The sequence below is a fragment of the Candidatus Mycobacterium methanotrophicum genome (genome assembly GCF_023515995.1).
Classification (GTDB): Bacteria; Actinomycetota; Actinomycetes; order Mycobacteriales; family Mycobacteriaceae; genus Mycobacterium; species Mycobacterium methanotrophicum.
Map to the genome: position 1 here is coordinate 4,540,762 of NZ_CP097320.1, position 24,071 is coordinate 4,564,832.

25 protein-coding genes and 3 pseudogenes are annotated in these 24,071 nt (G+C 65.1%); 12 read left to right on the forward strand and 16 right to left on the reverse strand.

What is annotated here, in order from left to right:
• Positions 1–83 precede the first annotated feature (83 nt).
• Positions 84–317 (forward strand): hypothetical protein, encoded by a 234-nt coding sequence (locus M5I08_RS23700; RefSeq protein ID WP_249762991.1) that lies wholly within the window; start codon positions 84–86, stop codon positions 315–317.
• Positions 318–647: 330 nt separating this feature from the next.
• Positions 648–2,183 carry a PE-PPE domain-containing protein gene (locus tag M5I08_RS23705; protein ID WP_219068277.1) on the forward strand — a complete coding sequence of 512 codons (1,536 nt, stop codon included), beginning with the start codon at positions 648–650 and terminating at the stop codon, positions 2,181–2,183.
• 88 nt (positions 2,184–2,271) lie between these two features.
• Here M5I08_RS23705 and M5I08_RS23710 read toward each other — a convergent pair.
• The 6 genes and pseudogenes from M5I08_RS23710 to M5I08_RS23735 form a co-directional block, all read right to left on the reverse strand.
• Positions 2,272–2,664, reverse strand: a pseudogene (locus M5I08_RS23710) (MDR/zinc-dependent alcohol dehydrogenase-like family protein); the annotation flags it as partial.
• A 10-nt stretch (positions 2,665–2,674) separates the two neighbouring features.
• Positions 2,675–3,538 carry an SDR family oxidoreductase gene (locus M5I08_RS23715; RefSeq protein ID WP_219068314.1) on the reverse strand — a complete coding sequence of 288 codons (864 nt, stop codon included), beginning with the start codon at positions 3,536–3,538 and terminating at the stop codon, positions 2,675–2,677.
• Between the two features lie 71 nt (positions 3,539–3,609).
• On the reverse strand, positions 3,610–5,037 hold the full coding sequence (locus tag M5I08_RS23720) for an aldehyde dehydrogenase family protein (RefSeq protein ID WP_219068315.1): 1,428 nt from the start codon (positions 5,035–5,037) through the stop codon (positions 3,610–3,612).
• Between the two features lie 43 nt (positions 5,038–5,080).
• The gene (locus M5I08_RS23725; RefSeq protein ID WP_219068278.1) at positions 5,081–5,821 is read right to left on the reverse strand and encodes an SAM-dependent methyltransferase; all 741 of its coding nucleotides are present in this window, start codon (positions 5,819–5,821) and stop codon (positions 5,081–5,083) included.
• Positions 5,818–6,747 carry a class I SAM-dependent methyltransferase gene (locus tag M5I08_RS23730; RefSeq protein WP_219068316.1) on the reverse strand — a complete coding sequence of 310 codons (930 nt, stop codon included), beginning with the start codon at positions 6,745–6,747 and terminating at the stop codon, positions 5,818–5,820. The genes M5I08_RS23725 and M5I08_RS23730 overlap by 4 nt, the downstream gene beginning before the upstream one ends.
• Before the next feature lie 73 nt (positions 6,748–6,820).
• Positions 6,821–7,453, reverse strand: a complete 633-nt coding sequence (locus tag M5I08_RS23735; RefSeq protein WP_219068279.1) for a TetR/AcrR family transcriptional regulator — start codon at positions 7,451–7,453, stop codon at positions 6,821–6,823.
• Positions 7,454–7,614: 161 nt separating this feature from the next.
• On the opposite strand from M5I08_RS23735, the gene M5I08_RS23740 reads away from it, so the two are divergent.
• Complete coding sequence (locus M5I08_RS23740; protein WP_219068280.1) at positions 7,615–9,075, forward strand: chloride channel protein; 1,461 nt, start codon at positions 7,615–7,617, stop codon at positions 9,073–9,075.
• A gap of 4 nt (positions 9,076–9,079) precedes the next feature.
• Here M5I08_RS23740 and M5I08_RS23745 read toward each other — a convergent pair whose 3' ends face one another.
• Entirely contained in the window at positions 9,080–9,634 is a 555-nt protein-coding gene (locus M5I08_RS23745; protein ID WP_219068281.1) for a Dps family protein, read from the reverse strand.
• Between the two features lie 46 nt (positions 9,635–9,680).
• Complete coding sequence (locus tag M5I08_RS23750; protein ID WP_219068282.1) at positions 9,681–10,595, reverse strand: DNA-3-methyladenine glycosylase family protein; 915 nt, start codon at positions 10,593–10,595, stop codon at positions 9,681–9,683.
• A gap of 136 nt (positions 10,596–10,731) precedes the next feature.
• On the opposite strand from M5I08_RS23750, the gene M5I08_RS23755 reads away from it, so the two are divergent.
• A complete protein-coding gene (locus M5I08_RS23755; RefSeq protein WP_219068283.1) occupies positions 10,732–11,130 on the forward strand; it encodes a nuclear transport factor 2 family protein in 399 nt (132 codons plus the stop codon).
• On the opposite strand, the gene M5I08_RS23760 is transcribed toward M5I08_RS23755, so the two are convergent.
• Positions 11,127–11,507: a DUF427 domain-containing protein gene (locus tag M5I08_RS23760; RefSeq protein ID WP_219068284.1), complete on the reverse strand. Its 381-nt coding sequence runs from the start codon at positions 11,505–11,507 to the stop codon at positions 11,127–11,129. The genes M5I08_RS23755 and M5I08_RS23760 overlap by 4 nt on opposite strands.
• Before the next feature lie 375 nt (positions 11,508–11,882).
• Positions 11,883–11,999, reverse strand: a pseudogene (locus tag M5I08_RS23765) (hypothetical protein); the annotation flags it as partial.
• A gap of 58 nt (positions 12,000–12,057) precedes the next feature.
• On the opposite strand from M5I08_RS23765, the gene msrA reads away from it, so the two are divergent.
• Complete coding sequence (msrA, locus tag M5I08_RS23770; RefSeq protein WP_219068285.1) at positions 12,058–12,579, forward strand: peptide-methionine (S)-S-oxide reductase MsrA; 522 nt, start codon at positions 12,058–12,060, stop codon at positions 12,577–12,579.
• Positions 12,580–12,671: 92 nt separating this feature from the next.
• Here the strand turns inward: msrA and M5I08_RS23775 are convergent, their stop codons facing one another.
• Complete coding sequence (locus M5I08_RS23775) at positions 12,672–13,991, reverse strand: cytochrome P450 (protein ID WP_219068286.1); 1,320 nt, start codon at positions 13,989–13,991, stop codon at positions 12,672–12,674.
• Positions 13,992–14,120: 129 nt separating this feature from the next.
• Between M5I08_RS23775 and M5I08_RS23780 the strand changes: the two genes are divergently transcribed.
• Entirely contained in the window at positions 14,121–14,741 is a 621-nt protein-coding gene (locus M5I08_RS23780) for a TetR/AcrR family transcriptional regulator (RefSeq protein WP_219068287.1), read from the forward strand.
• 213 nt (positions 14,742–14,954) lie between these two features.
• Here the strand turns inward: M5I08_RS23780 and M5I08_RS23785 are convergent, their stop codons facing one another.
• Positions 14,955–16,055 carry a fatty acid desaturase family protein gene (locus tag M5I08_RS23785; protein ID WP_219068288.1) on the reverse strand — a complete coding sequence of 367 codons (1,101 nt, stop codon included), beginning with the start codon at positions 16,053–16,055 and terminating at the stop codon, positions 14,955–14,957.
• A gap of 17 nt (positions 16,056–16,072) precedes the next feature.
• Positions 16,073–17,149, reverse strand: coding sequence for a ferredoxin reductase (locus M5I08_RS23790; RefSeq protein ID WP_219068289.1), 1,077 nt, complete (start codon positions 17,147–17,149; stop codon positions 16,073–16,075).
• A gap of 69 nt (positions 17,150–17,218) precedes the next feature.
• On the opposite strand from M5I08_RS23790, the gene M5I08_RS23795 reads away from it, so the two are divergent.
• The gene (locus tag M5I08_RS23795) at positions 17,219–17,893 is read left to right on the forward strand and encodes a TetR family transcriptional regulator (RefSeq protein WP_219068290.1); all 675 of its coding nucleotides are present in this window, start codon (positions 17,219–17,221) and stop codon (positions 17,891–17,893) included.
• Positions 17,894–18,056: 163 nt separating this feature from the next.
• Here the strand turns inward: M5I08_RS23795 and M5I08_RS23800 are convergent, their stop codons facing one another.
• A complete protein-coding gene (locus tag M5I08_RS23800) occupies positions 18,057–18,413 on the reverse strand; it encodes a hypothetical protein (protein ID WP_219068291.1) in 357 nt (118 codons plus the stop codon).
• 42 nt (positions 18,414–18,455) lie between these two features.
• Positions 18,456–19,067, reverse strand: a complete 612-nt coding sequence (locus M5I08_RS23805) for a GNAT family N-acetyltransferase (protein ID WP_219068292.1) — start codon at positions 19,065–19,067, stop codon at positions 18,456–18,458.
• A gap of 57 nt (positions 19,068–19,124) precedes the next feature.
• Here M5I08_RS23805 and M5I08_RS23810 point away from each other — a divergent pair, with 57 nt between their 5' ends.
• A complete protein-coding gene (locus tag M5I08_RS23810; RefSeq protein WP_219068317.1) occupies positions 19,125–20,417 on the forward strand; it encodes an acyl-CoA dehydrogenase family protein in 1,293 nt (430 codons plus the stop codon).
• Between the two features lie 104 nt (positions 20,418–20,521).
• On the opposite strand, the gene M5I08_RS23815 is transcribed toward M5I08_RS23810, so the two are convergent.
• Positions 20,522–20,977 carry a MaoC family dehydratase gene (locus M5I08_RS23815; protein WP_219068293.1) on the reverse strand — a complete coding sequence of 152 codons (456 nt, stop codon included), beginning with the start codon at positions 20,975–20,977 and terminating at the stop codon, positions 20,522–20,524.
• 176 nt (positions 20,978–21,153) lie between these two features.
• On the opposite strand from M5I08_RS23815, the pseudogene M5I08_RS23820 reads away from it, so the two are divergent.
• The 4 genes and pseudogenes from M5I08_RS23820 (at position 21,154) to M5I08_RS23835 (ending at position 24,059) form a co-directional block, all read left to right on the forward strand.
• Positions 21,154–21,987: pseudogene (locus M5I08_RS23820) on the forward strand (alpha/beta fold hydrolase).
• Positions 21,988–22,075: 88 nt separating this feature from the next.
• Complete coding sequence (locus tag M5I08_RS23825) at positions 22,076–22,249, forward strand: hypothetical protein (protein ID WP_219068294.1); 174 nt, start codon at positions 22,076–22,078, stop codon at positions 22,247–22,249.
• A 28-nt stretch (positions 22,250–22,277) separates the two neighbouring features.
• Positions 22,278–22,775, forward strand: a complete 498-nt coding sequence (locus tag M5I08_RS23830; RefSeq protein ID WP_219068295.1) for a metallophosphoesterase family protein — start codon at positions 22,278–22,280, stop codon at positions 22,773–22,775.
• Between the two features lie 291 nt (positions 22,776–23,066).
• Positions 23,067–24,059, forward strand: coding sequence for an esterase family protein (locus M5I08_RS23835; RefSeq protein WP_219068296.1), 993 nt, complete (start codon positions 23,067–23,069; stop codon positions 24,057–24,059).
• The last annotated feature ends 12 nt before the right edge of the window (positions 24,060–24,071 follow it).

Genomic DNA, 24,071 nt, shown 5'->3' on the forward strand with positions numbered 1-24,071 from the left:
ATTAAGTTTTTCTCAGTCGGCTTGCGGACGGGACTCAGGATATGACTCGCGCTGCCCGTGTCCGCGTCGTCACGAGTGTCGTCATGAGTGTGGTCGCCGGCTTCCTCGCCGTCCCCTTCGCGTCGCCCCCGCAAACCAGCGTCCAAACACGTCCGGTCCGGTTGATGGACGACATCGCCTACATCATCGGCGGCAGCCGAACGCCGATCCCCTCACCCAGCGACGGGGCGACCAACTTCGACCTCTACGTCGAGAACCTCTTCCCGAATTTCACCCCGGAACCCCTCTACACGCCCGAAGGGAATTACGCGCTCTAGACCGGCGTCAACAGCTTGCCCCTCGACACGTCGGAAGCTCAGGGCGTCACGATTCTCAACAACACGGTCTTGTCGCAAGTCGACGCTGGAAATGATTTGGTGATCAAGGCGCCGTCCTCGACCAGCTCGAGACGATCGTCGGCGATCTGGCCGGCCTCTGAGCCCGTGTCGCATGAGGGAGTCGCCAGCGGGGACTTAATTTTACTGAACAAAACCCTGTGGATTTCTTAGACAACCGCGGTCGAGAGGAGTAAAACATACGTTAAATACCTGCGCCGTTAGGGTAGCCACCTGTCCCCACGTGTCCGCCAACTTTCTGGGAGGTCGCAAATGTCAGACCGCAAGCTTCGTTGGCTGGGTTTAGGGCTGGCGGCAACGGCCGGCGCCGGCGTCTTAGGACTGACCGCGACGACGAGTTCGGCGCCCGCCCACGCGGACGGCGAAGACATCGGGCTGGTGATCGGCGGCAGCGGCACGCCTATCCCAGGCGCGGACTACGTGGCGGCCGCTGACGGGCTGTACCTCGACAACCCGGTGACGAAGCTCTACCCCGACTTGACGTTCTACCAGGCGACGCCAACCAACCCATTTGGCGAAGGCCTGTACACGCCCGAGGGCTTGTATCCGCTCACCGGTGTACACACCTTGGAGTTCAACTACCCCCCCGCCGCCGACGGCTTCCCGTCGGAGAGCACTTCGGTGGGCCAGGGCGACACGATCCTGGCGAACACGGTCGCGGCCGACACCTCAGCTGGGGACACCTCGACGGTGTTCGGCTACTCGCAGAGCTCCACGATCGCCAGCTACGCCATGCAGCAGCTGGACCCCAACGGCACGCCCCAACCGGACTCCGGTCTGCAGTTCCTGCTGGTCGGCGACCCGAGCGCGCCCAACGGCGGGCTGCTCGAGCGCTTCGCCGGTTTCGAGACCACGTCGGGTCAGACAGTCTCGGACCCACTGAACCTCCCAAGCCTGGGGGTGTCGTTCGACAGCGCCACCCCGGCCGACGACTACGTCACCAATATCTACACGCTGGAGTACGACGGCTTCGCGGACTTCCCGCGCTATCCGATCGACTTCCTGTCCGACCTGAACGCCTTCCTGGGTATCGAGACGATCCACGGCACCTACCTGAACGGGGGCGTCGACGGCAGCGGCCCGACCGCGGCGGAGATCGCTAGCGCGACGCTGCTGCCGGGGTCGGCGGCCGACGGCGCCACCGACAGCCTCACCAACTACTACATGATCGACGAGACGGCGCCGCTGGTATCGCTGCTGCCCAAGCAGCTGCAAGAATTGCTGGGACCCGATCTGACGTATTTGATCAACTTGGGCTACGGCGACGGCTCCCTCGGTTACTCCGTGACGGCTGATTCGCCGGCGAACGTGGACACCCCGTTCGGGCTGTTTCCCGACGTCAGCCTGTCGTCGATGCTCAGCACGCTGACCACCGACACCGAGCAAGGCTTCCAGGATCTGATGAGCGGCACAGACCCCTTCTCGGCGGCGGATCCGGCGACCTCGTCGGCGGCGAGCTTCACCGACCTGATGTCAGCGTTGTCGGCGGACGCCGCAAATCCCGCGGCGACGCTCACCGACTTCGTCAACGCGCTCTCCACAGCAGCCTCGGCAGCCTACTCGACGTTGCTGCCGACAGCGGACATCATCAACGCTCTGGTGACCAGCATCCCGGCCTACGACGCCTCGCTGATCTCGGACAACCTTTCCTCCGGTAACCTCCTCGACGCTTTCGGCTTGCCGATCGCGGCGAACGCCGCGCTGGACACGCTCGCTGCCGGCTTCGAGTACTCCGTCCTCGAATCTGCGGCCACCCAGATCACCGACGCCTTCTCGGGTCTGTTCTAAAAGCGGTCGCGCCGAGTGCGGGGTTGACGACCGCTCACCGGCGACGGTGCGTGCATCAAACCCACACTCGGCGCTAGTTCACGGCTCGAATGGCATCGCCGAAAGCCGGCCCGCCGATCGGGTCGACCACGATGTCGACACCTCGACCGTCGGTATGGTCGCGCACCGCCTTAGCCCAGCCGTCGGTCAACGGCAGCACCACGTCGGCGCCCACGCCTCCGGCGGAGCCCAGCACCAGCACGCTGTCACCCGGACGCATCGCGGCACGACGAGCCAGCGCAAAGTACATGGTGTTGTAGTTCACCAGCAGCGGCGGCAGCTTGAGCTGGTATTCACCCCTGCTCAGCAGCAGGTCCGGAAAGCGCGCTCCGGCGGCACGGACGTCGACAATGAGTGCGTCGTCGTTGCCGGCGACATCATCGACATCTGTGTAGCCAAGGCCGGATGGTCCTCAAAGTTCCCGTAATACACAGGCTTTCATCACGTTTCGCTCATCGGATCGAGAAATTCGCCTGTTTTGCCGCGGACAAGTCGTCGATCTCGTTCCAGTGGGCGGCGATATCGCCGACCGACGGCGGTGCCTTGAAGGTGACACCCTCGTTCTGGAACAGCGCGGTGCGCTGCACCTTGCCGCCGCCGACGATGAAGATCGAGCCGGTGTCGGGCACCTCCTCGGTGCACAGGTAGGCAACGACCGGCGCCACGAAGTCCGGCGTCAAATTCTTCAACACCGCGGGCGGCAGGATGTCCTCGGTCATCCGGGTGGCCGCGATCGGCGCCAGCGCGTTGGTCTTGATGTTGTACTTGGCGCCTTCCCGGGCCAGCGTGTTGATCAAGCCGACCAGGCCCAGTTTGGCTGCGCCGTAGTTGGCCTGGCCGAAGTTGCCGAACAGTCCGCTGGTCGAGGTCGCGACAACCACTCGCCCGAAGCTCTGCTCACGAAAGTGCGGCCAGGCGGCGCGGATCACGTTGTAACCGCCGTAGAGATGCACCTTCAGGACGGAATCCCAGTTCTCGAACGACATCTTGTGAAAGGTGCCGTCCCGCAGGATTCCGGCGTTGCTCACCACGCCGTCGACCTTGCCGAACTCGTCGAGCGCGGTCTTGATGATGTTCGCCGCACCGTCGGCCTCGGCGACGCTGTCGTAGTTGGCGACCGCACGTCCGCCGGCGTCCTTGATCTCTTGGACGACGTGATCGGCCATGTTGTGTCCGGCGCCGGTGCCGTCGCGCGCGCCGCCGAGGTCGTTGACGACGACGCTGGCGCCTTCCTTGGCAAGGGTCAGCGCGTATTCGCGGCCCAGTCCCCCACCGGCTCCGGTGACGACGACAACGCGATCCTGCACTCCGGGCATCGGCATTCTCTCTTTCTCGGGCGTCATCGCCCGACGCTTCTCAGGCCGGTTCGGTCAGCGTGGTGCCGCGCCTAGAACAGCCGGCGGGCTAACTTCCACGCCTTATCTGTATACGGCGGGTAGATGAAGCTGGATAAGTCGGGTCGGGTCGGCTTGGTCAACACCGACTTGCGGTGGCTGAATTCTTCGAAACCCCAGCGACCGTGGTAGGCGCCCATGCCCGATGCGCCGACGCCGCCGAACGGCAACCTGGCCGTCGACACCTGGAAGGCCAGGTGGTTGACCAACATGCCACCGGCGGGCACCTCCCTGATCACCCGCTCCCGCACCGCCCGCGTCTTGGTGAACAGGTACGCCGACAGCGGCTTGGGCCGCGAATTCACGAAACGGATTGCGTCGCCGAGGGATTGGACCGAGATCACCGGCAGGATGGGACCGAAGATCTCGTTGCTCATCAGCGGCTCGTCCGGATCGGGGTCGACGACGACGGTCGGTTCCAAACGCAGCGTCGCGGCGTCGGAGTTGCCGCCCAACGCGACCGTGCCCTTCGTGGTAGCCAAGTATCCGGTCAGGCGATCGAACTGGCGTTGGTTGACGATACGCAGCCCGGTCTTCTCCTGCGAGCGGAACTTGGTGAGGGCGTCGCCGATCTTGGAGACGAGCTCGTCGCGGATCTTCGCATCGGCCAGCACGTAGTCCGGCGCCACGCAGGTCTGGCCGGCGTTGAGCAGTTTGATCCAGGCGATCCGCTTGGCCGCGACGTCGACGTCGGCATCGGCCGCCACGATCACCGGGCTTTTGCCGCCGAGTTCGAGGGTGACCGGGGTCAGGTGTGGCGCTGCGCCCTCGTAGACCATGCGGCCGATCTCGGTTCCGCCGGTGAACAGCACCCGGTCGAAGCCCTGCGCGATCAGCTCCTGGCTGAGTGCGCCGTCGCCCTCGACCACCGCGACCGCATCACCGTCCAGGTAGCGCGGAACCAGCTCGGCCATCAGCGCCGACGATGCCGGAGCGATCTCGGATGGCTTGAGCACCACGGCATTTCCCGCGGCGATCGCGCCCACCGCGGGGCCGAGGGTCAAGTAGAACGGGTAGTTCCAGGCGCCGATGATCAACACGGTGCCGTAGGGCTCGTACTCGACCCAGCCGCGGCCCGGCAGCTGCGCCATCTCGAGCAGGCGGTACTTGCGGCGCATCCACTTCTTGACGTGCTTGGCCGCATACCGGGCCTCGCCCGCGGTGGTTGCGGAGTCGGCCAGCCACGCCTCGAACGGGCTGCGGTCCAGATCCTGCTCCAGCGCCGCGGCTATCGACGGCTCGTTCTCGGTCATCATCTTCTCCAGCGCGTGCAGCTGGGTACGTCGCCACTGCACGCTGCGGGTTTTGCCGGTGGCAAACGTCTGCCGTAGCCGAGCGACGATTTTCGGGACGTCGGATCCGGGCGCGGCGGCGCCGACCGGGGCATCGGAGGTTTTCGCGGTGGCTTCGGTGGTCTTGATGGTCACTGGGGTTCCCTTCCTGACCCGGGGAACCCAATCCTAATCAACCGCCCGGTTGGGCAACAGGCTGCGTTAGGACGCCGACGGCTTTTCCGCGGAGACGAACACAGCCCGGAACGTCGCCGCAATCGTGGGTTCGTCGGGGACCGGACGACCGACTTGGGCGAGGTAGTCGTGGCCGGTCAACGATTCGACACGCCAGGAGTGCGCGCCGAACCAAGCTGCCGGATCGCAACGCGTCGTCCTCGGTGTACCACAGGTCGCCAGGGTCGAACACGTTCTCGTCGCCGATCCGCTGGCGCAGTTCGTCGATCTTGGCGCGGAGCTTCTCGTATCCCTCGCGGGCCGCGTCGTCGAAGGTGAGATCCTCGATGCAGGCTCGGCTCCCCGGCGCGCTCAGCGCGTCCATGTCGGCGAACAACCGGTTCTCGGCCTCGCCCGGCAGAAACATCAGCAGACCTTCGGCCAGCCACGCGGTGCGCTGCGCCGGGTCGAACCCCTGGCCGCGCAACGCTTTCGGCCAGTCGAACCGCAGGTCGGCGGCCACCTCGTGACGGTCGACCACCGGCTGGACGCCGCTGGCCGCCAGCGTTGCGGCTTTGTACTCCAGCACTTTTGGCTGGTCCACTTCGTACACGCTGGTCCCCGCCGGCCAATTCAGCCGGTAGGCCCGCGAATCCAGTCCGGCGGCCAGGATGACGTGCTGGCGGATGCCGTCGGCGGTCGCCCCGACGCTGGTCGCGATGTCCCAAGTGTCGTCGTCTGAGCGACCCGGCGCACTCACCGGAGTTCCGCCGTCACGAACTGCGCGAATGCGTCGCGGTCGTCGCCCATCGGCACGCCGTCCACCCAGCGGTGCAGCCGGCGCATCTCGTCGTCGGAGTGCTGCGCGGTGGCCCGCCAGCCGTGGTCGTTGAGCCAGTCGACAACCACCGCGCGATCCTCGTCGTGGTAGATCAGGTCCTGGATGTCGATGGGCTGCTCGATGCCGAGTTCGTCGGCCACCCGCTGGAACCGATCGCGCATTTCTTGGCGTCGATCCTCGGCATGGCTGGCCGCGGTTTCCGCCGCGATCCGGCTGCCCGGCGCGCTCAGCTGGGTGATCTGCGCGAATAGCCGGTCCTGGGCGTCGGCGGGCAGATACATCAGCAGCCCTTCGGCCAGCCAGGCCGTCGGCGCTCCCGCGTCGAACCCCTCGACGATGAGCGCGGCGGGCCAGTCCTGCCGCAGGTCGATCGGCACCTCGTGACGGTCGGCCAACGGTGTGACGCCGTGCGCCGCCAGCGTGGCCGACTTGTAGGCCAGCACCTTGGGCTGATCAATTTCGTACACCGTGGTGCCGACCGGCCAGTCCAGCCGGTAGGCCCGCGAGTCCAGCCCGGACGCCAGGATCACCACCTGCCGGATGCCCGCGGCCACCGCGCCGGCGAAGTAGGTGTCGAAGAAGTGCGTCCGCACGGCCTGGTAGCTGCGCATGTGCCGAAAGACCGCGGCCGCCTCCGGGTCGAACGACTCCGCCTTGGCAACCAGGGAGTCGTCCAGCATGGTTTCCCACACACCGGTGCCGGCCTCGCTGACCAACAGCTTCGCGTAGGGGTCGCGGATCAGTGGGTCGGGGCGATCGGTTTCGACGGCCCGGGCGGCGGCGACCATCACCGCCGTGGCGCCGACGCTGGTGGCGATGTCCCAAGTGTCGTCGTCGGTGCGCATTGTGCTCATAGTGCAACCATGCTACCCAAGAAGTTAGGCAAGCTAGATGGTCGTGTGCGCTACATCACTGCCGTTAATCGAGGCGCCGGGCGAGGCTGGCGGCCAACAGTTGGTGCAACTGACGAGCGACCGGCACAAGCTCGTCCGTGGCGACGAACCCGGCATAGAAGCCGACTCCCAGCAAGACCGCGAGCAAGGTCTCGGTGAGCGCCGCGGCGTCGGTATCCGAATCCAGCTCGCCACGGCTGATCGCGTCACCGACCGCCCACGACAGGAATTCCCGGGTGGCGCGAAGCGAGTCGGCCTCGTCATGGTTCAGGTCGGGGTGGCGCTGCGACTCCAGCGCGACGGTGATCAAAAATGCCGACGCTGTGCGATTTTCGATGTCGGCCAGAGTCGCGGCATCGATGAGCGCAAACACCCGACCTGCCAGCGTTGTCGCGCCCCGTGCCCGCTGGATATTGGCTGCCACGACCATGTCGTAGGTTTCCGTCGCCACCTCGCGGTACAGCGCACGCTTGTCGGCGAAGTAATGGTTGATCGCCGGCCGGGTCAGGTCGGCGCGGACCGCGATCGCCTGGAACGTGGCCGCGTCGTAACCCCGTTCGCTGAACACTTCACGAGCAGCACGCAAAATGCGCTTACGCGTCTCGGCCGCCTTCGCTGCAGGGGGGCGACCCGGTCCCCGACTCGCGGGCGGCACCACGGATGAATTGTGCCATAGCTCACACTTTGAACCGCCGCGTTCGGCCGAAGCCAGTTATTAGCTGTGCGGCGACCCGGCCGGTACGACTGGGCGATCGTCGGCTTATTCCCCGGGCGCCGGGGCTTGCCGTGACCGGCGCGCTACTAGCTAGGGTGCCGTACATGGCGCAGGCAGACGACAGCCACCTCGGAGCCCGATCCGAGGCCGGCCCTCAAGCAGTCACCGCTGAGCCCGGCGGGCGACTGGGCCGGTTCATCAGAAACCTCGAATACGTGCGCAAATGGCTGTTGCTCGGGATGGTGATCGGCGTCGCCGCCGGCCTGGGCGCCATCGTCTTCTACGTCGCGCTGAAGCACACCGCCGATTTCCTGTTGGGCTATGTTGCCGGCTACCACCTGCCGACCCCGCACGGCGAGGGCGACAGCTTGGGGTCGTCCGACTACCGCCGACCGTGGGCGCTTCCGCTGGTGACCACCGCAGGCGCGTGGGTGTCGGCGATCATCGTGGCCAAATTGGCTCCGGAAGCCAGCGGGCACGGCACCGACAGCGCAATCGAAGCGGTGCACACCGACCCGCGGCACATCCGGAGCAGGGTGGTGCTGGTCAAGATCGTGGCAAGCGCCCTGACGATCGGGTCGGGTGGTTCAGGTGGCCGCGAAGGCCCCACCGCCCAGATCTCGGCCGGTTTCGCGTCGATGGTGACCCGTCGACTGCATCTGTCTGACGCCGACGGCCGGATCCTGGTGTCACTGGGTGTCGGTGCCGGCATCGGCTCGATCTTCGGCGCCCCCCTGGGCGGAGCCGTTCTGCCGGCGTCGATCATTTACCGCGACGACTTCGATTACCGCATGCTCTACCCCGGCTTCGTCACATCGGCGACCGCTTTTGCGGTCTTTGGCTCCGCCATCGGCTTCGACCCGATGTTCGGCTACGTCGACGCCGAATATCGTTTCGAGAACGCCGGGCCGCTGCTGTGGTTCGTGCTCCTCGGCGTTCTCGCGGCATCCGCCGGCTACACATATGCGCGCATCTTCTATGGCGTAGGGAAGCTCACCGAACGGCTTCCCGGCGGATCGGTGCTTTGGCCCACCGTCGGCGGCTTGCTGGTCGGGTTCATCGGCCTGGCGATACCCCAGGTGCTGAGCAGCGGGTACGGCTGGGTGCAGTTGGCCACCACCAAGCAAACCCTGATGACGATCCCCCTCTGGATCGTGCTGGCGCTCCCACTGGCGAAGATCGTCGCCACATCGCTATCGATCGGCACCGGCGGATCTGGCGGCATCTTCGGCCCCGGGATCGTGATCGGCGCATTCGTCGGCGCCGCCACCTGGCGGCTGGGCGATCTGCTTCACCTGCCCGGAATCCCCAGTGGGCCCGGCATTTTCGTGGTGGTGGGGATGATGGCGTGCTTCGGCAGCGTCGCGCACGCGCCGCTGGCCGTGCTGATCATGGTGGCCGAGATGACCGGCTCGTTCTCGGTGGTTCCCGGCGCGATCATCGCCGTCGGGGTCGCCTCATTGCTGATGTATCACACCAAGGTGTCGATCTACCGCTCGCAACGTCTCAACCGCGAAACCGCCGAAGCTGAACGCCTGGCAGCGGCCGCTACCAAACGAGGCTGACGGGCTAGTTCGCAGTCTTTTGCCGCGCCGTTTTCGCGGCGCCCTTTTCGGTGGACGCGCCCTCGTGAGCCAGCTTGCCACCGGCATTCTCCAGGTGCGCCCGCACGAACCACTGGAACTTCTCCAGCTCGGCGGCCTGCTCGATCAGGATGTCCTGGGTGACCGGGTCCGCCTCTTCGGTTTCGTTGATGGCCGTACGGGTGTCTTCGATGACCCCGTTGTAGACCAGGTCAAGGGCGGCCAGGTGCGCCTGCGCGGTGTCGCGGCCAACGGAATAGTCGTCCCACGTGCGGTCCTTGAGGATCGCGCCCGGGGTACCCTGCGGCGACCCACCAAGAGTTGCGATCCGCTCGGCCACTTCGTCGGCGTAGCCGCGCACCAGCTCCACCTGCGGGTCGATCATCTCATGCACCCCGATGAAGTTGGGCCCGACCACATTCCAGTGGATGTGCTTCAAGGTCAGGTGCAGATCGTTGTAGGTGCTCAGCTGCTTCTGCAACAGCCCAGCGACTTTGGTTGCCTGCTTTTCGGTCATGCCGGGAATCGTGAACTGAGTCATGGCTGGTCGCATACCCGGTGACCACGAGCGGTAACCGCCAGACCCCTCACAATGCTCGGATGTCCTGCACGCGCAGTCGCGCGCCGCGTCGCGGCCGGTAGGCCAGCCCGCTGGCCTCCAGCACGCGGACCACCCGGTACCGATGCGGTCGCATGGGCTCAAGCAGCTCGATCATGTCGGCATCGACAATCGGATGCCCCAGCAACGTCCAGCCGATCATCGTGGGGACGTGGTAGTCGCCCACCGGCAAAGCATCCGGATCGCCGAACGCACGTTGCGCAGTCTCGGCGGCCGTCCACACCCCGACCCCGGGCAGCGACGTCAGCGCGTTTCGCGCCTTTGCCGCCGGCCATGACGCCAGCCGTTCCAACGACGGCGCCCGCTGCGCGCAGCCGACGATGGTCCGCGCCCGTCCGGGATCGACGTTGGCACGGTGAAAGTCCCACGACGGGATGTGCCGCCAGACGTCGGCTGACGGCGGCACCCGCATCCGCGCCGGCGCGGGTCCCGGCGCCGGTGTGCCGAATTTGGTGACCAGCAGCCGCCAGGCCCGAAAAGCGTCGGCGCCCGGCACCCGCGGCTCGATGACCGCGGGGATGAGGGCTTCCAACACCTGACCGGTGCGGGCAAGCCGCAGGTGCGGCACTCGGCGGTGCGCGGCGGCGACAATCGGGTCGGCCGGGATGAAGTCTGATGCATCGTCTTGCGTGCCGAGCAAGGCCGGGAGGGTGTCGAGGAATTCCTCAGCGCCGCCTCCCCATGCCGTGCATTCGACCGCGTCGGGTGCGGCCCGGCTGATCCGCGCTGTGACCGATCCGCTGGGCAGCAGGCTGGTCCGCCAGATGGCGCCGTCATCGCCTACCTCAAGGCAGGGATCACGAGGTCCTCGGCGCAGCGGGAGAAGGGTGAGCCCGGGGCTGACCACGCCCGCGAACGTCACCGTGCGGGCTCTACTCACCATCCGGTCGATCGTATGTTGTGGACGGCGCCTGCGCGGCCCGACCGCGATTGACCGGTAACGGTCTTGCGCGTCAGGATGGTCGGGTGACCACCGCGCCGGCGACGATGCAGAGCGAAGCGATGCCGAGGAGTGGCGCATGACCACCCCGTTCGACGATCCGCAATCCGAACTGGCGTGGATGTTTTTGCAGTGCGTGTCCGACGGCGGGGACGTCGACGAGTGCTTCGGGCTGCTGAGCGACGACTTCACATATTGGAGCCTTCGGGGCCGCGAATCCGTCGGCAAGGCGGCGCTGCGCCAGGAGGTCGAGCGCCGCCAGCGCCGTGCCGAGATGAACCTCGACTTCGTCCAATGCTTCAACGATGGCGAAAGCGTAGTGATCGAGGCGCTGGCCGAAGGCGAGACCACCGACGGCGTCCGCTACGAAAGTCCCGCGGTCTTCATCTTCGAGACCCGCGACGGGCTCATTGTGTCGTTGCGCGAATACGGCGACACCCAACTCGCCGCGCCACAGTTCGGCCCGGCGAGTTCCTAATCGGGGTCGACGGTGATCTCAGCTTTGTCGGGGTAGAAGGCGACGCACCCCGCGATCTCCGCCACTGCGGGGTAGGGCTTTTCGTAGGTCCAGATCACGTCGTTGACGGTGTCGCCCGCAGCGGTGGTCACACTGTAGTAGGCAGCTTCGCCCTTGTACGGGCAATACGTGCTGGTGTCGGTGCGGGTAAGTAGCTCTTGAAGCACATCGTCAAGCGGAATGTATTGCACAGCTGGGTAAGTCGACTCTTGCAGCTGCACGGCGTTGTGGGTGTCGGCAACGACCTCGCCGTTGACCCGAACGACCACCCGCGCCCGGGTCGGGTTGATCGTGATCGGATGCTCGGTGGTGGGTTCCAGGACAGGCCGACTAGTCATGTGACATCTCCTCAGGTGTGAATAGCTTGTTCAACACCGTGCGACGGACAAGATTCCCGCTGCCGCTCAATTCATGTCGTTTCAAACTCGTAGCGGTGATATTGGGACGGGTTGGCCACTGATGAAACCGGCGCCATCACCGTGCCCATCGGCTTGGCGAGGCGCGGCAACTTTGCGAACGTGTCCGACTCGAACCACCGCTGCCAACCCACCGGCCGCACCCCGGGCACCGCCGATGGTTGTCTTCTTCCAGTCGTAGCCGATGCGCTCGACAACGAGTTTGGCGAACCGATCGCCCAGGATCGGCTTCTTGAAGTCGGCGTCCAGCGCCTTCGCATACAGCGTCGCCACGCCCCGGCGCCGGCGCACCGGCAGCGGATGGTAGTGCTCCACCCAGGCGTCCCAGTCCCTGCTCTTGGCAGCGCGTGCGACGGTCTGCTCGAACGTGTCGAACGCCGTGACCAGCTCGTCGCGGCTGCACACCCGCCTCACGCAAGAAACTAGAACACGTTCTATTGGGTTTTGTCGAGCAGCCGTAATAATGGAACCCATGACGGACTACAGCAAGGCGATACTGGCCGGCGGCTGCTTTTGGGGCATGCAGGATCTGATCCGCAAGCAGCCTGGGGTGGGTTCCACCAGGGTCGGCTACACCGGCGACCCAGCTGTCCCCAACGCGACCTACCGCAACCACGGCATGCATGCCGAAGCCATCGAGATCACCTACGACCCGGCCCACACCGACTTTCGGACACTTCTGGAATTCTTTTTCCAAATCCACGATCCGACCACCCGCAACCGGCAGGGCAACGACGTCGGACCCAGCTACCGCTCGGCGATCTTCTACCTCGACGAGGAGCAGAAGCGCATCGCATTGGAAACCATCGCAGACGTCGAGGCATCCGGCCTGTGGCCCGGCAAGGTCGTGACCGAAGTCAGCCCCGCCGGCGACTTCTGGGAGGCCGAACCCGAACACCAGGATTACCTGGAGCACTACCCCAACGGGTACACCTGCCACTTCATCCGGCCCGACTGGAAGCTGCCGCGACCGGCCGGCGCCGAGCAGACATAGAATCGCACTCCGCGAGCTCTAATCGTGCGATTCTGCGGCTGCTCGCCGGTAGCCCACGAGCGGGGTGGCGTCAGCAGTCGTGACCGCCGATCTTAACGCCGACGCACGACGACCTTGCCGCCGTCCTTCGGGGTATAGGCGACGCCCCGGGAGTGGTAGTTCTCCCCTGGAGCAGTGGTGGTGTCGATAGCGAAGTGGCGCAATACTGTTCGCAGCACTACATCCATCTCCATGTTGGCGAACACCGCGCCCACACAACGCCGCGCGCCACCGCCGAACGGAATCCATGCGAAGCTCGGTGGTTTCGAGCCGATGAAGCGCTGCGGATCAAACCGGTCGGGTTCGGGGAAGATCTCCGCGTCGGCGTGCAGCCGTGAAATGCTGACGATGATCGAATACCCGCGAGGGATGCCCCATTCGCCGAGTTCAAAGACCGGTGCGTAAACGTGACGACCGGTGGCATCGATGACTGTTCTGCTCCGTTGCACTTCGAGGATCGCCGCCTGGCGTAGCTCGTTGTCTTGGGTGTCGGCCTCGGTCACCAACGCCGCGAGGATGTCGGGGTGCCGGCTCAGCCGTTCAAACGCCCAAGCCAGCGTGGCCGCGGTGGTTTCATGCCCCGCTGCCAGCAGTGTGAGCAGTTCATCACCAATATCGTTGCGCGACATCGCGGAACCGTCCTCATAGGCGCTTCGCAACATCAGCGCCAGCACGTCGGTGCGATTCTCGAAGTTCGGGTCCGCGCGCTCGTTTGCGATCAGCTTGTCCAGGACGACGTCGTAGCTGCGCCGCCACGCTGCGAGCCGGCCCCACGGACTGTAGCGGCCGTAGCTGCGCGACGGCTTCGGCAGCACTGCCAGCCGCGAGCCCGCCGTTACCCACGGCGGAAGAATTCGCCGCAGCTCGTCGAGCTCGGCGCCCTCGGCCCCGAACACCGCGCGCAGGATGGCGTTGAGCGTGATCCGCATCGTCGAGGGCAGTGTGGGGAACGTCTTGCATTCCGGCCAGCCGGCGATTTCGCGCAGCGTCTCTTCTTCGATGATCGTTTCGTAGTTCTTGATGCTCTGGCCGTGGAAGGGCGGGGCCAGTAGTCGGCGCCGCTGCCGGTGATCGTCGCCGTCGAGCGCGAAAACCGAGCCCGCCCCGAGCAGCCGGCTCAGGTTCGGCTGGATGTTGCCGAGCACCGCCGCGCTGGCGGTGAAGACCTGCTTGGCCAACTGCGGATTCGCCACCACCACGACGCGGCCGAACACCGGCGCATTGAGCTGAAAGGCGTCGCCGTAGCGGCATGCCATCCGGTGCATAAGCTCCCGGCGACAGATGGCGAATGCGGCACCCTGGAGCGCCTTCGGAATCCGCGGCGCCGGGGGCAGTTTGACCGCCGGGGCTGCTTGGGTGTCGATGGTGCTCATCGCTGTGCACTCCCAACATCGATCTGGTACAGCACGGTACCAACGGCGTATTCGGGTACGGTACCGTTTGGTACCAAGAGCTGGCAAGGGCGGGGCTGAGCCGGCGTGGATTCGCCGAAGGGAGGCGACGTGGCGACAACCGTTTCCCGCGAAGCGGCTTCGGCCGAATCGGTCGACATCGACCCGTTCCGCCGCCGGCTGCTCGACGGCCTCGCGGCCTCGATCGGCGAGCGCGGCTACCGCGCCACCACCGTCGCCGACATCGTCCGGCACGCGCGCACGTCGAAGCGCACGTTCTACGGCCAGTTCCCCAGCAAAGAGCTGTGTTTCCTTGAGTTGCTGCATGCCGACGTCGAAAGGTTGGCCGAGGAGATCCGCTCGGCCGTTGATCCGCAAGCCGATTGGCAGACGCAGATTCGTCAGGCCGTGGAGGCCTACGTGGACCACATCGCGTCCCAACCGGCCATCACATTGAGCTGGATCCGCGAACTGCCGTCGATGGACGTCGCGGCGGCACGGCCATACCAGCGTCGCAGCATGCACCTATTGACCGGTTTGCTGATGGGCCTCAGCGGCAGCCCTGCGTTCCAAAAGGCCGGCCTGCCGCCGTTCACCCGGCCACTGGCGGTGATCCTGGTCGGCGGGCTGCACGAACTGACCGCGCTCGCCGTCGAAGACGGCCAGAGCGTGCGCGAGATTGTCGAGCCGGCCGTGCATGCCTCCGTGGCGCTGCTGGGATATCGCCGCTAGAAGCTGGGGCGCCTAGCGGCTTCGCGGCTCAGGCTGACGCGATGCGGCTATCGACACGGAATCAGCTCAGCGGGACCATCTCCGAAGTGGACCTGGGCAGCGTGATGACGACCATGGGCGCAGAGCCTAGCCGTCGGCGGTCATCGAGATTGCGCATACGGTTGTGATTTCTCGGAAACCACGACCATACACGCAAGTTCAATGCAGCAACGCTCAGGCGGCGGCCAGTTGCGGCACCTCGGTGCTGCTGCGATCCTTGGGCGGCAACGCCAGTTTCACGATCTTGCCCACGACGGTGCCGAATTGCCTCGGCAGCGAGCCCGAGTTGTAAGGGATGCCGTAGCGCTCGCAGATCTCACGCACCTCCCCGGCGATCTCCGCGTAGCGGCGGGCCGGCATGTCCGGGAAGAGGTGATGCTCGATCTGGTGCGACAGGTTGCCGGACAGCAAGTGAAACAGCTTGCCACCGGTCAGGTTCGCCGAACCGAGGATCTGGCGGAAATACCACATCCCGCGGGACTCGTCGCATGTCTCCTCGACGGTGAATTCCTGTGTGCCATCCGGAAAGTGACCGCAGAAGATGATCATGTAGGACCACACGTTGCGGATCAGGTTGGCCGACAGGTCGCCGGCGAAGACGAACGGCGCAAACGGCCCGGCCAACAGCGGGAAGGCGACATAGTCCTTCAGCACCTGCTTGCGCGTCTTGCGCCAAATCGATTGCAAGACCTCACGTTTGTCAGCCAGCCGGATCTCGCCGGCTCGGATGCGCTCGGTTTCCAGTTCGTGCAATGCAACTCCATACTGGAACAGCACCATAAGCAGAAAGGCATAGACCGGGTTGCCCAGGTAGTAGGGATGCCAGGATTGGTCCTCGCTCATCCGCAGAATGCCGTATCCGATGTCGCGGTCCATGCCCACGATGTTGGTGTAGGTGTGGTGCATGTAGTTGTGCGAGTGCCGCCATTGGTCGGCCGGACACGCGGTGTCCCATTCGAAGTCGCGGCCGCGGACCGCCGGGTCACGCATCCAGTCGTACTGGCCGTGCATGACGTTGTGGCCGATCTCCATGTTGTCGAGGATCTTCGCTATTCCGAGCATGGCGGTACCCGCCAACCAGGCCGGTGGCAGGATGCCAGCGAACAGCAGGGCGCGCCCGCCGACTTCGAGTGCACGCTGCGTCTTGATGACACGGCGGATGTATTCGGCGTCGCGCTCGCCGAGATCGGCCATCACACGTCCCTTGATGGCGTCGAGTTCACGGCCGAAAACCTCGGCCTGCTCGGGTGTCAGCGCGATCTTGGACTGAGACATAAGCTTCTCCAGCTTCTCTAGAGGGCGATGTCGACGTCGCCGACGGGGACTGACACGCAGATCTGTACGTCCTCATCGGGCTCGGTCGACACCGCGCCGGTGGTCAGGTTGCGCACCACGCCATAGGTCTTGCGGCGGGTGCAGGTATGGCAGATGCCCATCCGGCATCCGCTGTCCGGGGTGAGGCCGGCCGATTCGGCCTGCTCCAACAGCGGGCGGCCGTCGTCAACAACCTCGATATCGCTGTCGGCGAACGTCACTCGCCCGCCCGACGGCTCCGCGGGCAGCGTGAGCGTCGGCGCCACGAAGCTCTCCGAGTACACGTTCTCGCAGTGCTCACGGACGGCAGCGACCAAAGTCGCCGGGCCGCAGACGAATACGGCATCCGGTGACGGCATTGCCGCCGCCAGGTGCTCGGGACCGAACCGGCCGTTCAGTTCGCCGCCGACCGAGCGGGTGTAGCCGTGTAGCACCCGCACGCCCGCCATCTCGGCGAGCTCGTGGCGATAGCAGGCCTCGGCGGGGTTGCGCGCGTAATGGACGAACGCGATTTCGCCGGAGTGGCCTTGGTCGACCAGCGTGCGCAGCATGGCCATGACCGGCGTGATGCCGCTACCACCGGAGACGAACAGAATCCGGCGGGGTCGTTGCGCCGGCAACACGAAATCACCGCCGACGCCGCTAAGCCCGACCACCATCCCGCGCCGGGCGTGATCGCACAGAAAGGTCGAGACCAGACCGCCGTCGTGATGGCCGATCGTCAGCTCGAGATGCGCGGCGCCTTCGGCGTTGGCCGGTGAATAGCAGCGGGTGTGGCGGCGGCCGTCGATCTCGACACTGAGGTTGACGTACTGCCCCGGGCGAAGGCTGCGACCGGTGTCGCGGAACGCGTCGTTGGGCGCCAGCACCAGGGTGACGCTGCGCGGGGTGATCCGCCGCACATCGACGACCTTCGCGCGCCCCTCGCCCCGCGTCCAGGTCGGTGCGAGCAGTTCGGTGTACCGGTCGACGCCGTGCGGGCCGGTCAGCAGGTTGACCAGGTCGGAACCCAGTACTCGCTTCGTCAAACTTCGAGTGGCCCTTTGCGTGAACATGCGTATACCGTGTGTCGCCGTATCCCTGGGCGTCAAGGGTTTCCGCAGCTTTGTGGTAGGGTTCACACAGTGAACGGTCGTACGCCGAACTCACGCCAGCGCCGGTCGGGCCATGGGCGTACCCGCGAGACCCTGTCCCGCGAGGAGCGTAAAGAGGCGACCCGGCGCGCGATCATCGCGGCGGCCCTCAAGCTGCTTGGCGACCGCAGTTTCAGCGGCCTGAGCTTGCGCGAGGTGACCCGAGAAGCCGGGATCGTCCCCGGCGCGTTCTACCGCCACTTCGAATCGATGGAGGCCCTCGGCTTGGTCTTGATCGACGAGTCGTTTCGCACCCTGCGCGACATGCTGCGCGGTGCCCGCGCCGGCAAGCTCGACCCCAACCGCGTGATCGAGTCTTCGGTCGAGATCGTCGTCGCGAGCGTCACCGAGCGTCGTGAGCATTGGCGTTTCATCGGCCGCGAGCGCTCCAGCGGTGTCACCGTGTTGCGCTACGCGATCCGCACCGAGTTCCGGCTGCTCACCTCGGAGCTGGCCACCGACCTCGCCCGGTTCCCGGGGCTCAACACGTGGAGCACCGAAGATCTCAACGTGCTGGCCGCCCTGTTCGTCAACTCGATGATCGTCATCGCCGAGGCGCTCGAAGACGTCCAATCCGCCGAGGCCATCGAGGAGATCCGGCGCACTGCGGTCAAGCAGCTGCGGATGATCGCGATCGGCATCAACAGCTGGCGCAGCGGCCCGTAATCTCGGCCTCCGCGCAATGATGGTGTCATGGGCACCAGAATGCGGGATCTGTCACGTTCGACTTCAGCGCCTTCGAGTGGCGCGAGGAAGACGAACCGCTGGGATGCGGCGTGCGCCGACCCGGGCGCGCCGACAATCGCGCCCAACGGGTCGCTGGTGTCGGTCACTCTTCGACGTTGAACAGCGACTCGCCATCCTCGGGAGTTCCGTCGATCTGCCCGCGGTGCACGCGGGTCGGGCGCTCCTCATCGAAGCCCTGATCGTTCAACACATCGGGTTCCTCGGCGGCCAGCCGGTCGTCCAGCGATTCGCCCTCTTGCTGTTCACGTGCCGTCATCCCGAATTTTTCGGCCCCACTCCAATCATCCGGTGGGTCGACGACGATGTCGCCGTCATCGTTGCGGACCTCGTCGGAGTCGGTGGCCTCACTCGGGTTCAGGGTGTCGCCGGGGCCGCCTTCTTCCGGGAAGTCCGACGGGTCGACGAGGGCGGCTTGGGGATCGAGATCGTCGCTAGCCATAGCCCACCGGTTGCCCCTGGGCCGGTGCGGCTAAACACTTCGCTACCGCGGCGGCCGCCACATCGGCCACAGGGTCGGACCGCCGTCGGGCAACGCCATTTCGCCGGTCACCTCGAAGCCGAACCGCTGGTAGTAAGGCACGTTTTCGGGCTTGCTGGATTCGAGATAGGCCGGGGCGTGTTCTGCGTCGACGCGATCAAGACGCGAACGCATCAGGACCTGCCCGTAGCCTTCTCCGCGCACCGTCACATCACTGCCGATGACGGCGAGGTACCAATGCGGTTCCTCGGGGTGATGACGCTTCATCAACTCGATCAGCGCGCCGAGCTTGCGGCCAACCGAGGGCCGCAATCCGAAACCGCGGATGAACGACGGGGTCATCATCAATTGTTCTCGGCGCGTTTGCTTCCACCGTCCCGGCCGGTCCCAGAGCGCTGCTGCGCCGATAGAACCATCGCTGGCCACCTCCACACCGCCACCGGCGAGGTGATGGTGCCGGGTCACCGTCGAAAAGAATCTCCGCAGGTGCGCGGCCCGTGTTCGGTCGTCGGGCATGATCCACATCGAAACCGGGTCGTCGTAGAAGGCGCGGCCGAGCACCTGCGAAAGCTCACCAATGTCGGCCTTTACGGCGGGACGTGCGTTGATCGTCATTGTTGGCCAGGTTAGTAGTAGTCATCCATGTTTCGACACTGTGGCGGTAGCGTCGCAATTGTGTGGGACTTCGAAACGGACCCTGAATACCAGGAGAAGCTGGACTGGGTTGAAGGGTTTATGGTCGACGAGGTCGAGCCGCTCGATCTGGTTGCGCTCGATCCATATGACAAGAAGAACGCCGAGACTTCGGCGATCCTGCGACCTCTGCGACAACAGGTCCGGGAGCACGGGCTGTGGGCTGCACATCTGCGGCCGGAACTCGGCGGCCAAGGCTACGGCCAGGTCAAGCTCGCGCTGCTCAACGAAATACTCGGCCGTTCGCGCTGGGCCCCATCGGTGTTCGGCTGCCAGGCGCCCGACTCGGGCAACGCCGAGATTCTCGCCATGTTCGGTACCGCCGAGCAGAAAGCTCGCTACCTGCAGCCGCTACTCGACGGCGACATCACCTCCTGCTATTCCATGACCGAACCGCAAGGCGGTTCGGATCCGGGTCTGTTCGTCACCCGCGCCGAGCGCGACGGCGACACCTGGGTGATCAATGGCGAGAAGTGGTTTTCCACGAACGCCAGGCACGCGGCCTTTTTCATCGTCATGGCGGTCACCAACCCCGACGCCCGTACTCGCGACAAGATGTCGCTTTTCGTCGTGCCCGCCGAAACACCGGGCATCGAGATCATCCGCAACGTCGGGGTCGGCGCCGATTCACACGCCACCCATGGCTACGTCCGCTACACCGACGTGCGGGTGCCGGCCGAGCGCATACTCGGCGGCGAGGGGCAGGCATTCGCCATTGCACAGACCCGGCTCAGCGGCGGGCGCATCCACCACGCCATGCGCACTATCGCGTTGGCCCGGGCAGCATTCGACATGATGTGTGAGCGGGCGGTGTCACGCCAAACCCGCAACGGCCCACTGTCGAATTTCCAGATGACACAGGAGAAGATCGCCGACAGCTGGATTCAGATCGAGCAGTTCCGGCTGCTGGTGTTGCGCACAGCATGGCTGATCGACAAGCATCACGACTACCAGAAGGTGCGCCGCGATATCGCGGCGGTCAAGGTGGCGATGCCGCAGGTGTTGCACGACGTCGTGCAGCGCGCCATGCATCTGCACGGCGCACTTGGAGTCTCCAACGAGATGCCATTCGTCAAAATGATGATCGCCGCCGAGTCGCTGGGGATCGCCGACGGCGCGACCGAGCTGCACAAGATGACCGTCGCCCGCCGTACGCTGCGTGAATACCAGCCAGTGTCAACAGCTTTCCCGTCGCAGCATCTGCCCACTAGGCGGGCGGAGGCACAGACAAAACTGGCCGAACGCCTCGAGCACACCGTCGCCGAATTCTGACGGCTCTTAGCTGACGATAAAAGCCCTGGTCGGCGGTCGCGCCGGATACGGCGCATTTCCGTCCCCCACCCGGGGCGAAACCCCGGATAGCTACTCGCCGGGACTCAGCAGATATAGCGGACGATGCTTTCGGCCACACACGCCGGCTTGGCCGACCCCTCGATCTCTACGGTGGTCGACGTCGTCGCCTGTACCGCACCGTTGCCAAGGTCCTCGACACCGACCAACGAGCTTTCGGCGCGGACCTTGGACCCGACCGGCACCGGTGCGGGGAAGCGCACCTTGTTCAAGCCGTAGTTGACGGCAAGCTTGATGCCGTTGACCGTGTAGATCTGGTGCTGGAGCCGGGGCAGCAGAGCCAGCGTCATGAAGCCGTGGGCGATGGTTTTGCCGAACGGTCCTGCAGCCGCCCGTTCCGGATCAACGTGAATCCACTGGCGATCGCCTGTCGCATCGGCAAAGAGGTTGACGTCATCCTGGGTGATGGTGACCCAGTCGCTGTGCCCAATGCTTTGCCCCTGGGCGGCGGCGAGGTCGGCAACTGACTCGAAGGTGCGCATCGTGTTCTCCTCTGCTTAAGTGGAAACCTTAGTGCCGCACTCACCGCAGCCGCGCCAGGGGCAGTGACAAACCCCCGGCTCGCGGGTCGACGTCGGGCAGGCGGCGGTGAGCGGCGCACGGCTAAGCAGATCGCCAATGCTGGCTGGCGCGCGCATACGTAAGGGGCAAAGGGGTAATGGTTGATGCCAAGGCTCATCATGGATGGTTTCGTGACACCCGGTTGCATGTCGACGACACCGGCGGTTCCGGCCGGCCAGTGATGCTGATCCACGGGTGGCCGCTGCCCGGGCAATCGTGGGTGCCGCAGATACCTGCTTTACAGGACGCTGGTTTTCGCGTAATCACCTATGCCCGGCGGGGTTTCGGCCGCAGACTAGCCGCTCAACGGATATGAGTATGACGATCTCGCCAAAGATCTGCACACGCTGATCAATGCCCTCCGACTCGACGACGTCGCCCTCGTCGGATTCTCTATGGGGGCGGCGAAGTCGCGCGCTACATTTCGTCTTTCGGCGAGGATCGCCTACACAGCGCGGTGTTCGCTTCCGCGGTAACCCCATACATGCTGAAGACACGCGACAATCCGGACGGCCCAATGAACAAACAAGACGCCAAACGGGCAGCCGCAGCTCTCATGAGGGACGAAGACGCGTTCTATGACGAGCAGATGATCGAGTTCTTCTCTGCCAACGGTGAATTGAAGGTAAGCGACGATCAGTGTCAAAAGGCGCTTGCGCTGTGCAAACAGGCGAGCAAGGAGGCGTCGCTGGCATGCATGGCCGCGTGGAGCAGTACCGATTTCCGCGACGACCTGCACCTTATTTCAGTACCGACAGGGGTCATCCACGGCGACGCCGACGCCTCAGTGCCGTTCGAAGGTTCAGCCCCACTCACCCATGCCGCAATTCCCGGCAGCGCACTGCACGTAATCGCCGATGGGCCTCATGGTTGCAACCTCACCGACGCCGACGAATTCAACGAGGTACTCCTCAAATTTCTCGAGCAGTAGCAAAGCTCCGGCAGGTTTGCTCCCTTGCGTTGTTCGGGTAACCCGCGGTGCAGGCGCCCTGACAGACCCAACGGAAGCAGACCCCAGCATGGCGAAATCCAAAGATCGCAGGCCCGAATCGGACGTCGAGGCCGAGACACACGAGGCGCGATCCCGTGCCGGCAAAGACGGCGGCGACGGCACCTACGTCGGTGCGACGGGCCCCGACGACGCTCTCGACGTCGGCGAGACTGGAGCCGAAGCGCGCAGTAAACAGCGCTAGCGGCCAAAGCCTGTTGCAGGATGGCCCGGTGAGGCTGCTGCTTGTTGCCGATACGCATGTTCCGCGGCGTTCCCACGATCTCCCCGCGCAGGTATGGGAAGAAGTGGCCCAAGCCGACGTCGTCTTCCATGCCGGCGACTGGACAGCACCGAAGCTGCTGGACGAACTTACGGCGAAAGCCGCGCGGCTGGTGGCGTGCTGGGGAAACAACGACGGACAAGCGCTGCGGTCGCGGCTACCAGAACGCGCCGACGTGCTGCTGGAAGGGTTGCATTTCACGGTGATACACGAGGCCGGAGCCGCAGCCGGCCGCGAAGCCCGGATGTCGCGGCGCTACCCCGACAGCGACGTGCTGATCTTCGGACACAGCCATACCCCCTGGGACACCACGGCGAACACCGGGCTGCGGCTGCTCAACCCCGGGTCGCCGACCGACCGTCGGCGCCAACCGGCCTGCACCTACATGACCGCGATCGCGGCTGGCGGGCAACTGACCGGGGTCGTCCTGCACCGCGTCGACCAATAGCCGCTTGAGGATCAAATTTCGACAATTTGTTGTCGATGCGGGATGGCCAGCATGCGCCGAATCCTCAAGCGGCTAGTCCAATTACCTTGCAGCGGTGGAAGAGACGACGTCACGCGGCCAGCGAAGCCCAATCGTTGTCTTCGAGTCCGCGCCGGCGCCTGATTGTTAGCCAACCGCGACGTCACACCCCGAAGCGGCAAACGGCAGTGGGCCGCATCCCGTGTTTGACTTCCTCCGACAGCTATTCGACCGCATCATGCGGCAGATGAAAGTTGGGATGGGGTAAGAGCTATGAAGTTCGTTGAGAAATTGAGCGGCGCGGCGGCCCGGTTGCCGCGGCGGCTGGCGATAGCGACCGTTGGGGCAGCGCTGCTGGCCGGTCTGGTCGCCGCTGTCGGCGGCTCGGCGACGGTAGGGGCGTTTTCCAAGCCGGGCCTGCCGGTCGAGTATCTACAAGTGCCATCCGCAGCGATGGGCCGCAACATCAAGGTCCAATTCCAGGGCGGCGGACCGCACGCGGTCTACCTGCTCGACGGCCTGCGGGCGCAGGACGACTTCAACGGTTGGGACATCAACACTCCCGCCTTCGAGGAGTACTACAAGTCAGGCCTGTCGGTGATCATGCCGGTCGGTGGACAGTCCAGCTTCTACACCGACTGGTACCAGCCGGCGTGCGGCAAAACCGGCTGCCAGACCTACAAGTGGGAGACCTTCATCACCCGGGAGCTTCCTACCTACCTGCAGGCCAATCGCGGCATCGCACCGACCGGCAACGCCGCGGTCGGCTTGTCGATGTCGGGTGGTTCTGCGCTGATTCTGGCCGCGTACTACCCGCAGCAGTTCTCCTACGCTGCATCGCTCTCGGGCTTTTTGAACCCGTCCGAGGGCTGGTGGCCGACGCTGATCGGTCTGGCGATGGAAGATGCAGGCGGTTACAGCGCCACCAACATGTGGGGCCCGACAAGCGATCCGGCGTGGAAGCGCAACGACCCGATGGTCCAGATCCCTCGGCTGGTGCAGAACAACACCCGCTTGTGGGTCTATTGCGGTAATGGTGCGCCGAACGACCTGGGCGGTGACAGCATGCCGGCCAAGTTCCTGGAGCAATTCACCTTGCGCACCAACGAGCAGTTCCGCGAGAACTACGTGGCCGCGGGCGGCAACAACGCCGTATTCAACTTCCCGCCCAATGGAACGCATGACTGGAGCTACTGGAACCAACAGCTGGTCGCCATGAAGCCCGACATTCAGCGCACGTTGAGCGGCGGACAAGCCGCCACCTGAGAACTACCCTCC

Excerpts from the sequence above, each read along its gene's own strand:
- M5I08_RS23700 (WP_249762991.1), top strand. The coding sequence starts at position 84 with ATGAGTGTGGTCGCCGGCTTCCTCGCCGTCCCCTTCGCGTCGCCCCCG.
- M5I08_RS23705 (WP_219068277.1), top strand. The coding sequence starts at position 648 with ATGTCAGACCGCAAGCTTCGTTGGCTGGGTTTAGGGCTGGCGGCAACG.
- M5I08_RS23715 (WP_219068314.1), bottom strand. The coding sequence starts at position 3,538 with ATGCCCGGAGTGCAGGATCGCGTTGTCGTCGTCACCGGAGCCGGTGGG.
- M5I08_RS23730 (WP_219068316.1), bottom strand. The coding sequence starts at position 6,747 with ATGCGCACCGACGACGACACTTGGGACATCGCCACCAGCGTCGGCGCC.
- M5I08_RS23740 (WP_219068280.1), top strand. The coding sequence starts at position 7,615 with ATGGCGCAGGCAGACGACAGCCACCTCGGAGCCCGATCCGAGGCCGGC.
- M5I08_RS23745 (WP_219068281.1), bottom strand. The coding sequence starts at position 9,634 with ATGACTCAGTTCACGATTCCCGGCATGACCGAAAAGCAGGCAACCAAA.
- M5I08_RS23750 (WP_219068282.1), bottom strand. The coding sequence starts at position 10,595 with ATGGTGAGTAGAGCCCGCACGGTGACGTTCGCGGGCGTGGTCAGCCCC.
- M5I08_RS23755 (WP_219068283.1), top strand. The coding sequence starts at position 10,732 with ATGACCACCCCGTTCGACGATCCGCAATCCGAACTGGCGTGGATGTTT.
- M5I08_RS23760 (WP_219068284.1), bottom strand. The coding sequence starts at position 11,507 with ATGACTAGTCGGCCTGTCCTGGAACCCACCACCGAGCATCCGATCACG.
- msrA (WP_219068285.1), top strand. The coding sequence starts at position 12,058 with ATGACGGACTACAGCAAGGCGATACTGGCCGGCGGCTGCTTTTGGGGC.
- M5I08_RS23775 (WP_219068286.1), bottom strand. The coding sequence starts at position 13,991 with ATGAGCACCATCGACACCCAAGCAGCCCCGGCGGTCAAACTGCCCCCG.
- M5I08_RS23785 (WP_219068288.1), bottom strand. The coding sequence starts at position 16,055 with ATGTCTCAGTCCAAGATCGCGCTGACACCCGAGCAGGCCGAGGTTTTC.
- M5I08_RS23790 (WP_219068289.1), bottom strand. The coding sequence starts at position 17,149 with ATGTTCACGCAAAGGGCCACTCGAAGTTTGACGAAGCGAGTACTGGGT.
- M5I08_RS23800 (WP_219068291.1), bottom strand. The coding sequence starts at position 18,413 with ATGGCTAGCGACGATCTCGATCCCCAAGCCGCCCTCGTCGACCCGTCG.
- M5I08_RS23805 (WP_219068292.1), bottom strand. The coding sequence starts at position 19,067 with ATGACGATCAACGCACGTCCCGCCGTAAAGGCCGACATTGGTGAGCTT.
- M5I08_RS23815 (WP_219068293.1), bottom strand. The coding sequence starts at position 20,977 with ATGCGCACCTTCGAGTCAGTTGCCGACCTCGCCGCCGCCCAGGGGCAA.
- M5I08_RS23825 (WP_219068294.1), top strand. The coding sequence starts at position 22,076 with ATGGCGAAATCCAAAGATCGCAGGCCCGAATCGGACGTCGAGGCCGAG.
- M5I08_RS23835 (WP_219068296.1), top strand. The coding sequence starts at position 23,067 with ATGAAGTTCGTTGAGAAATTGAGCGGCGCGGCGGCCCGGTTGCCGCGG.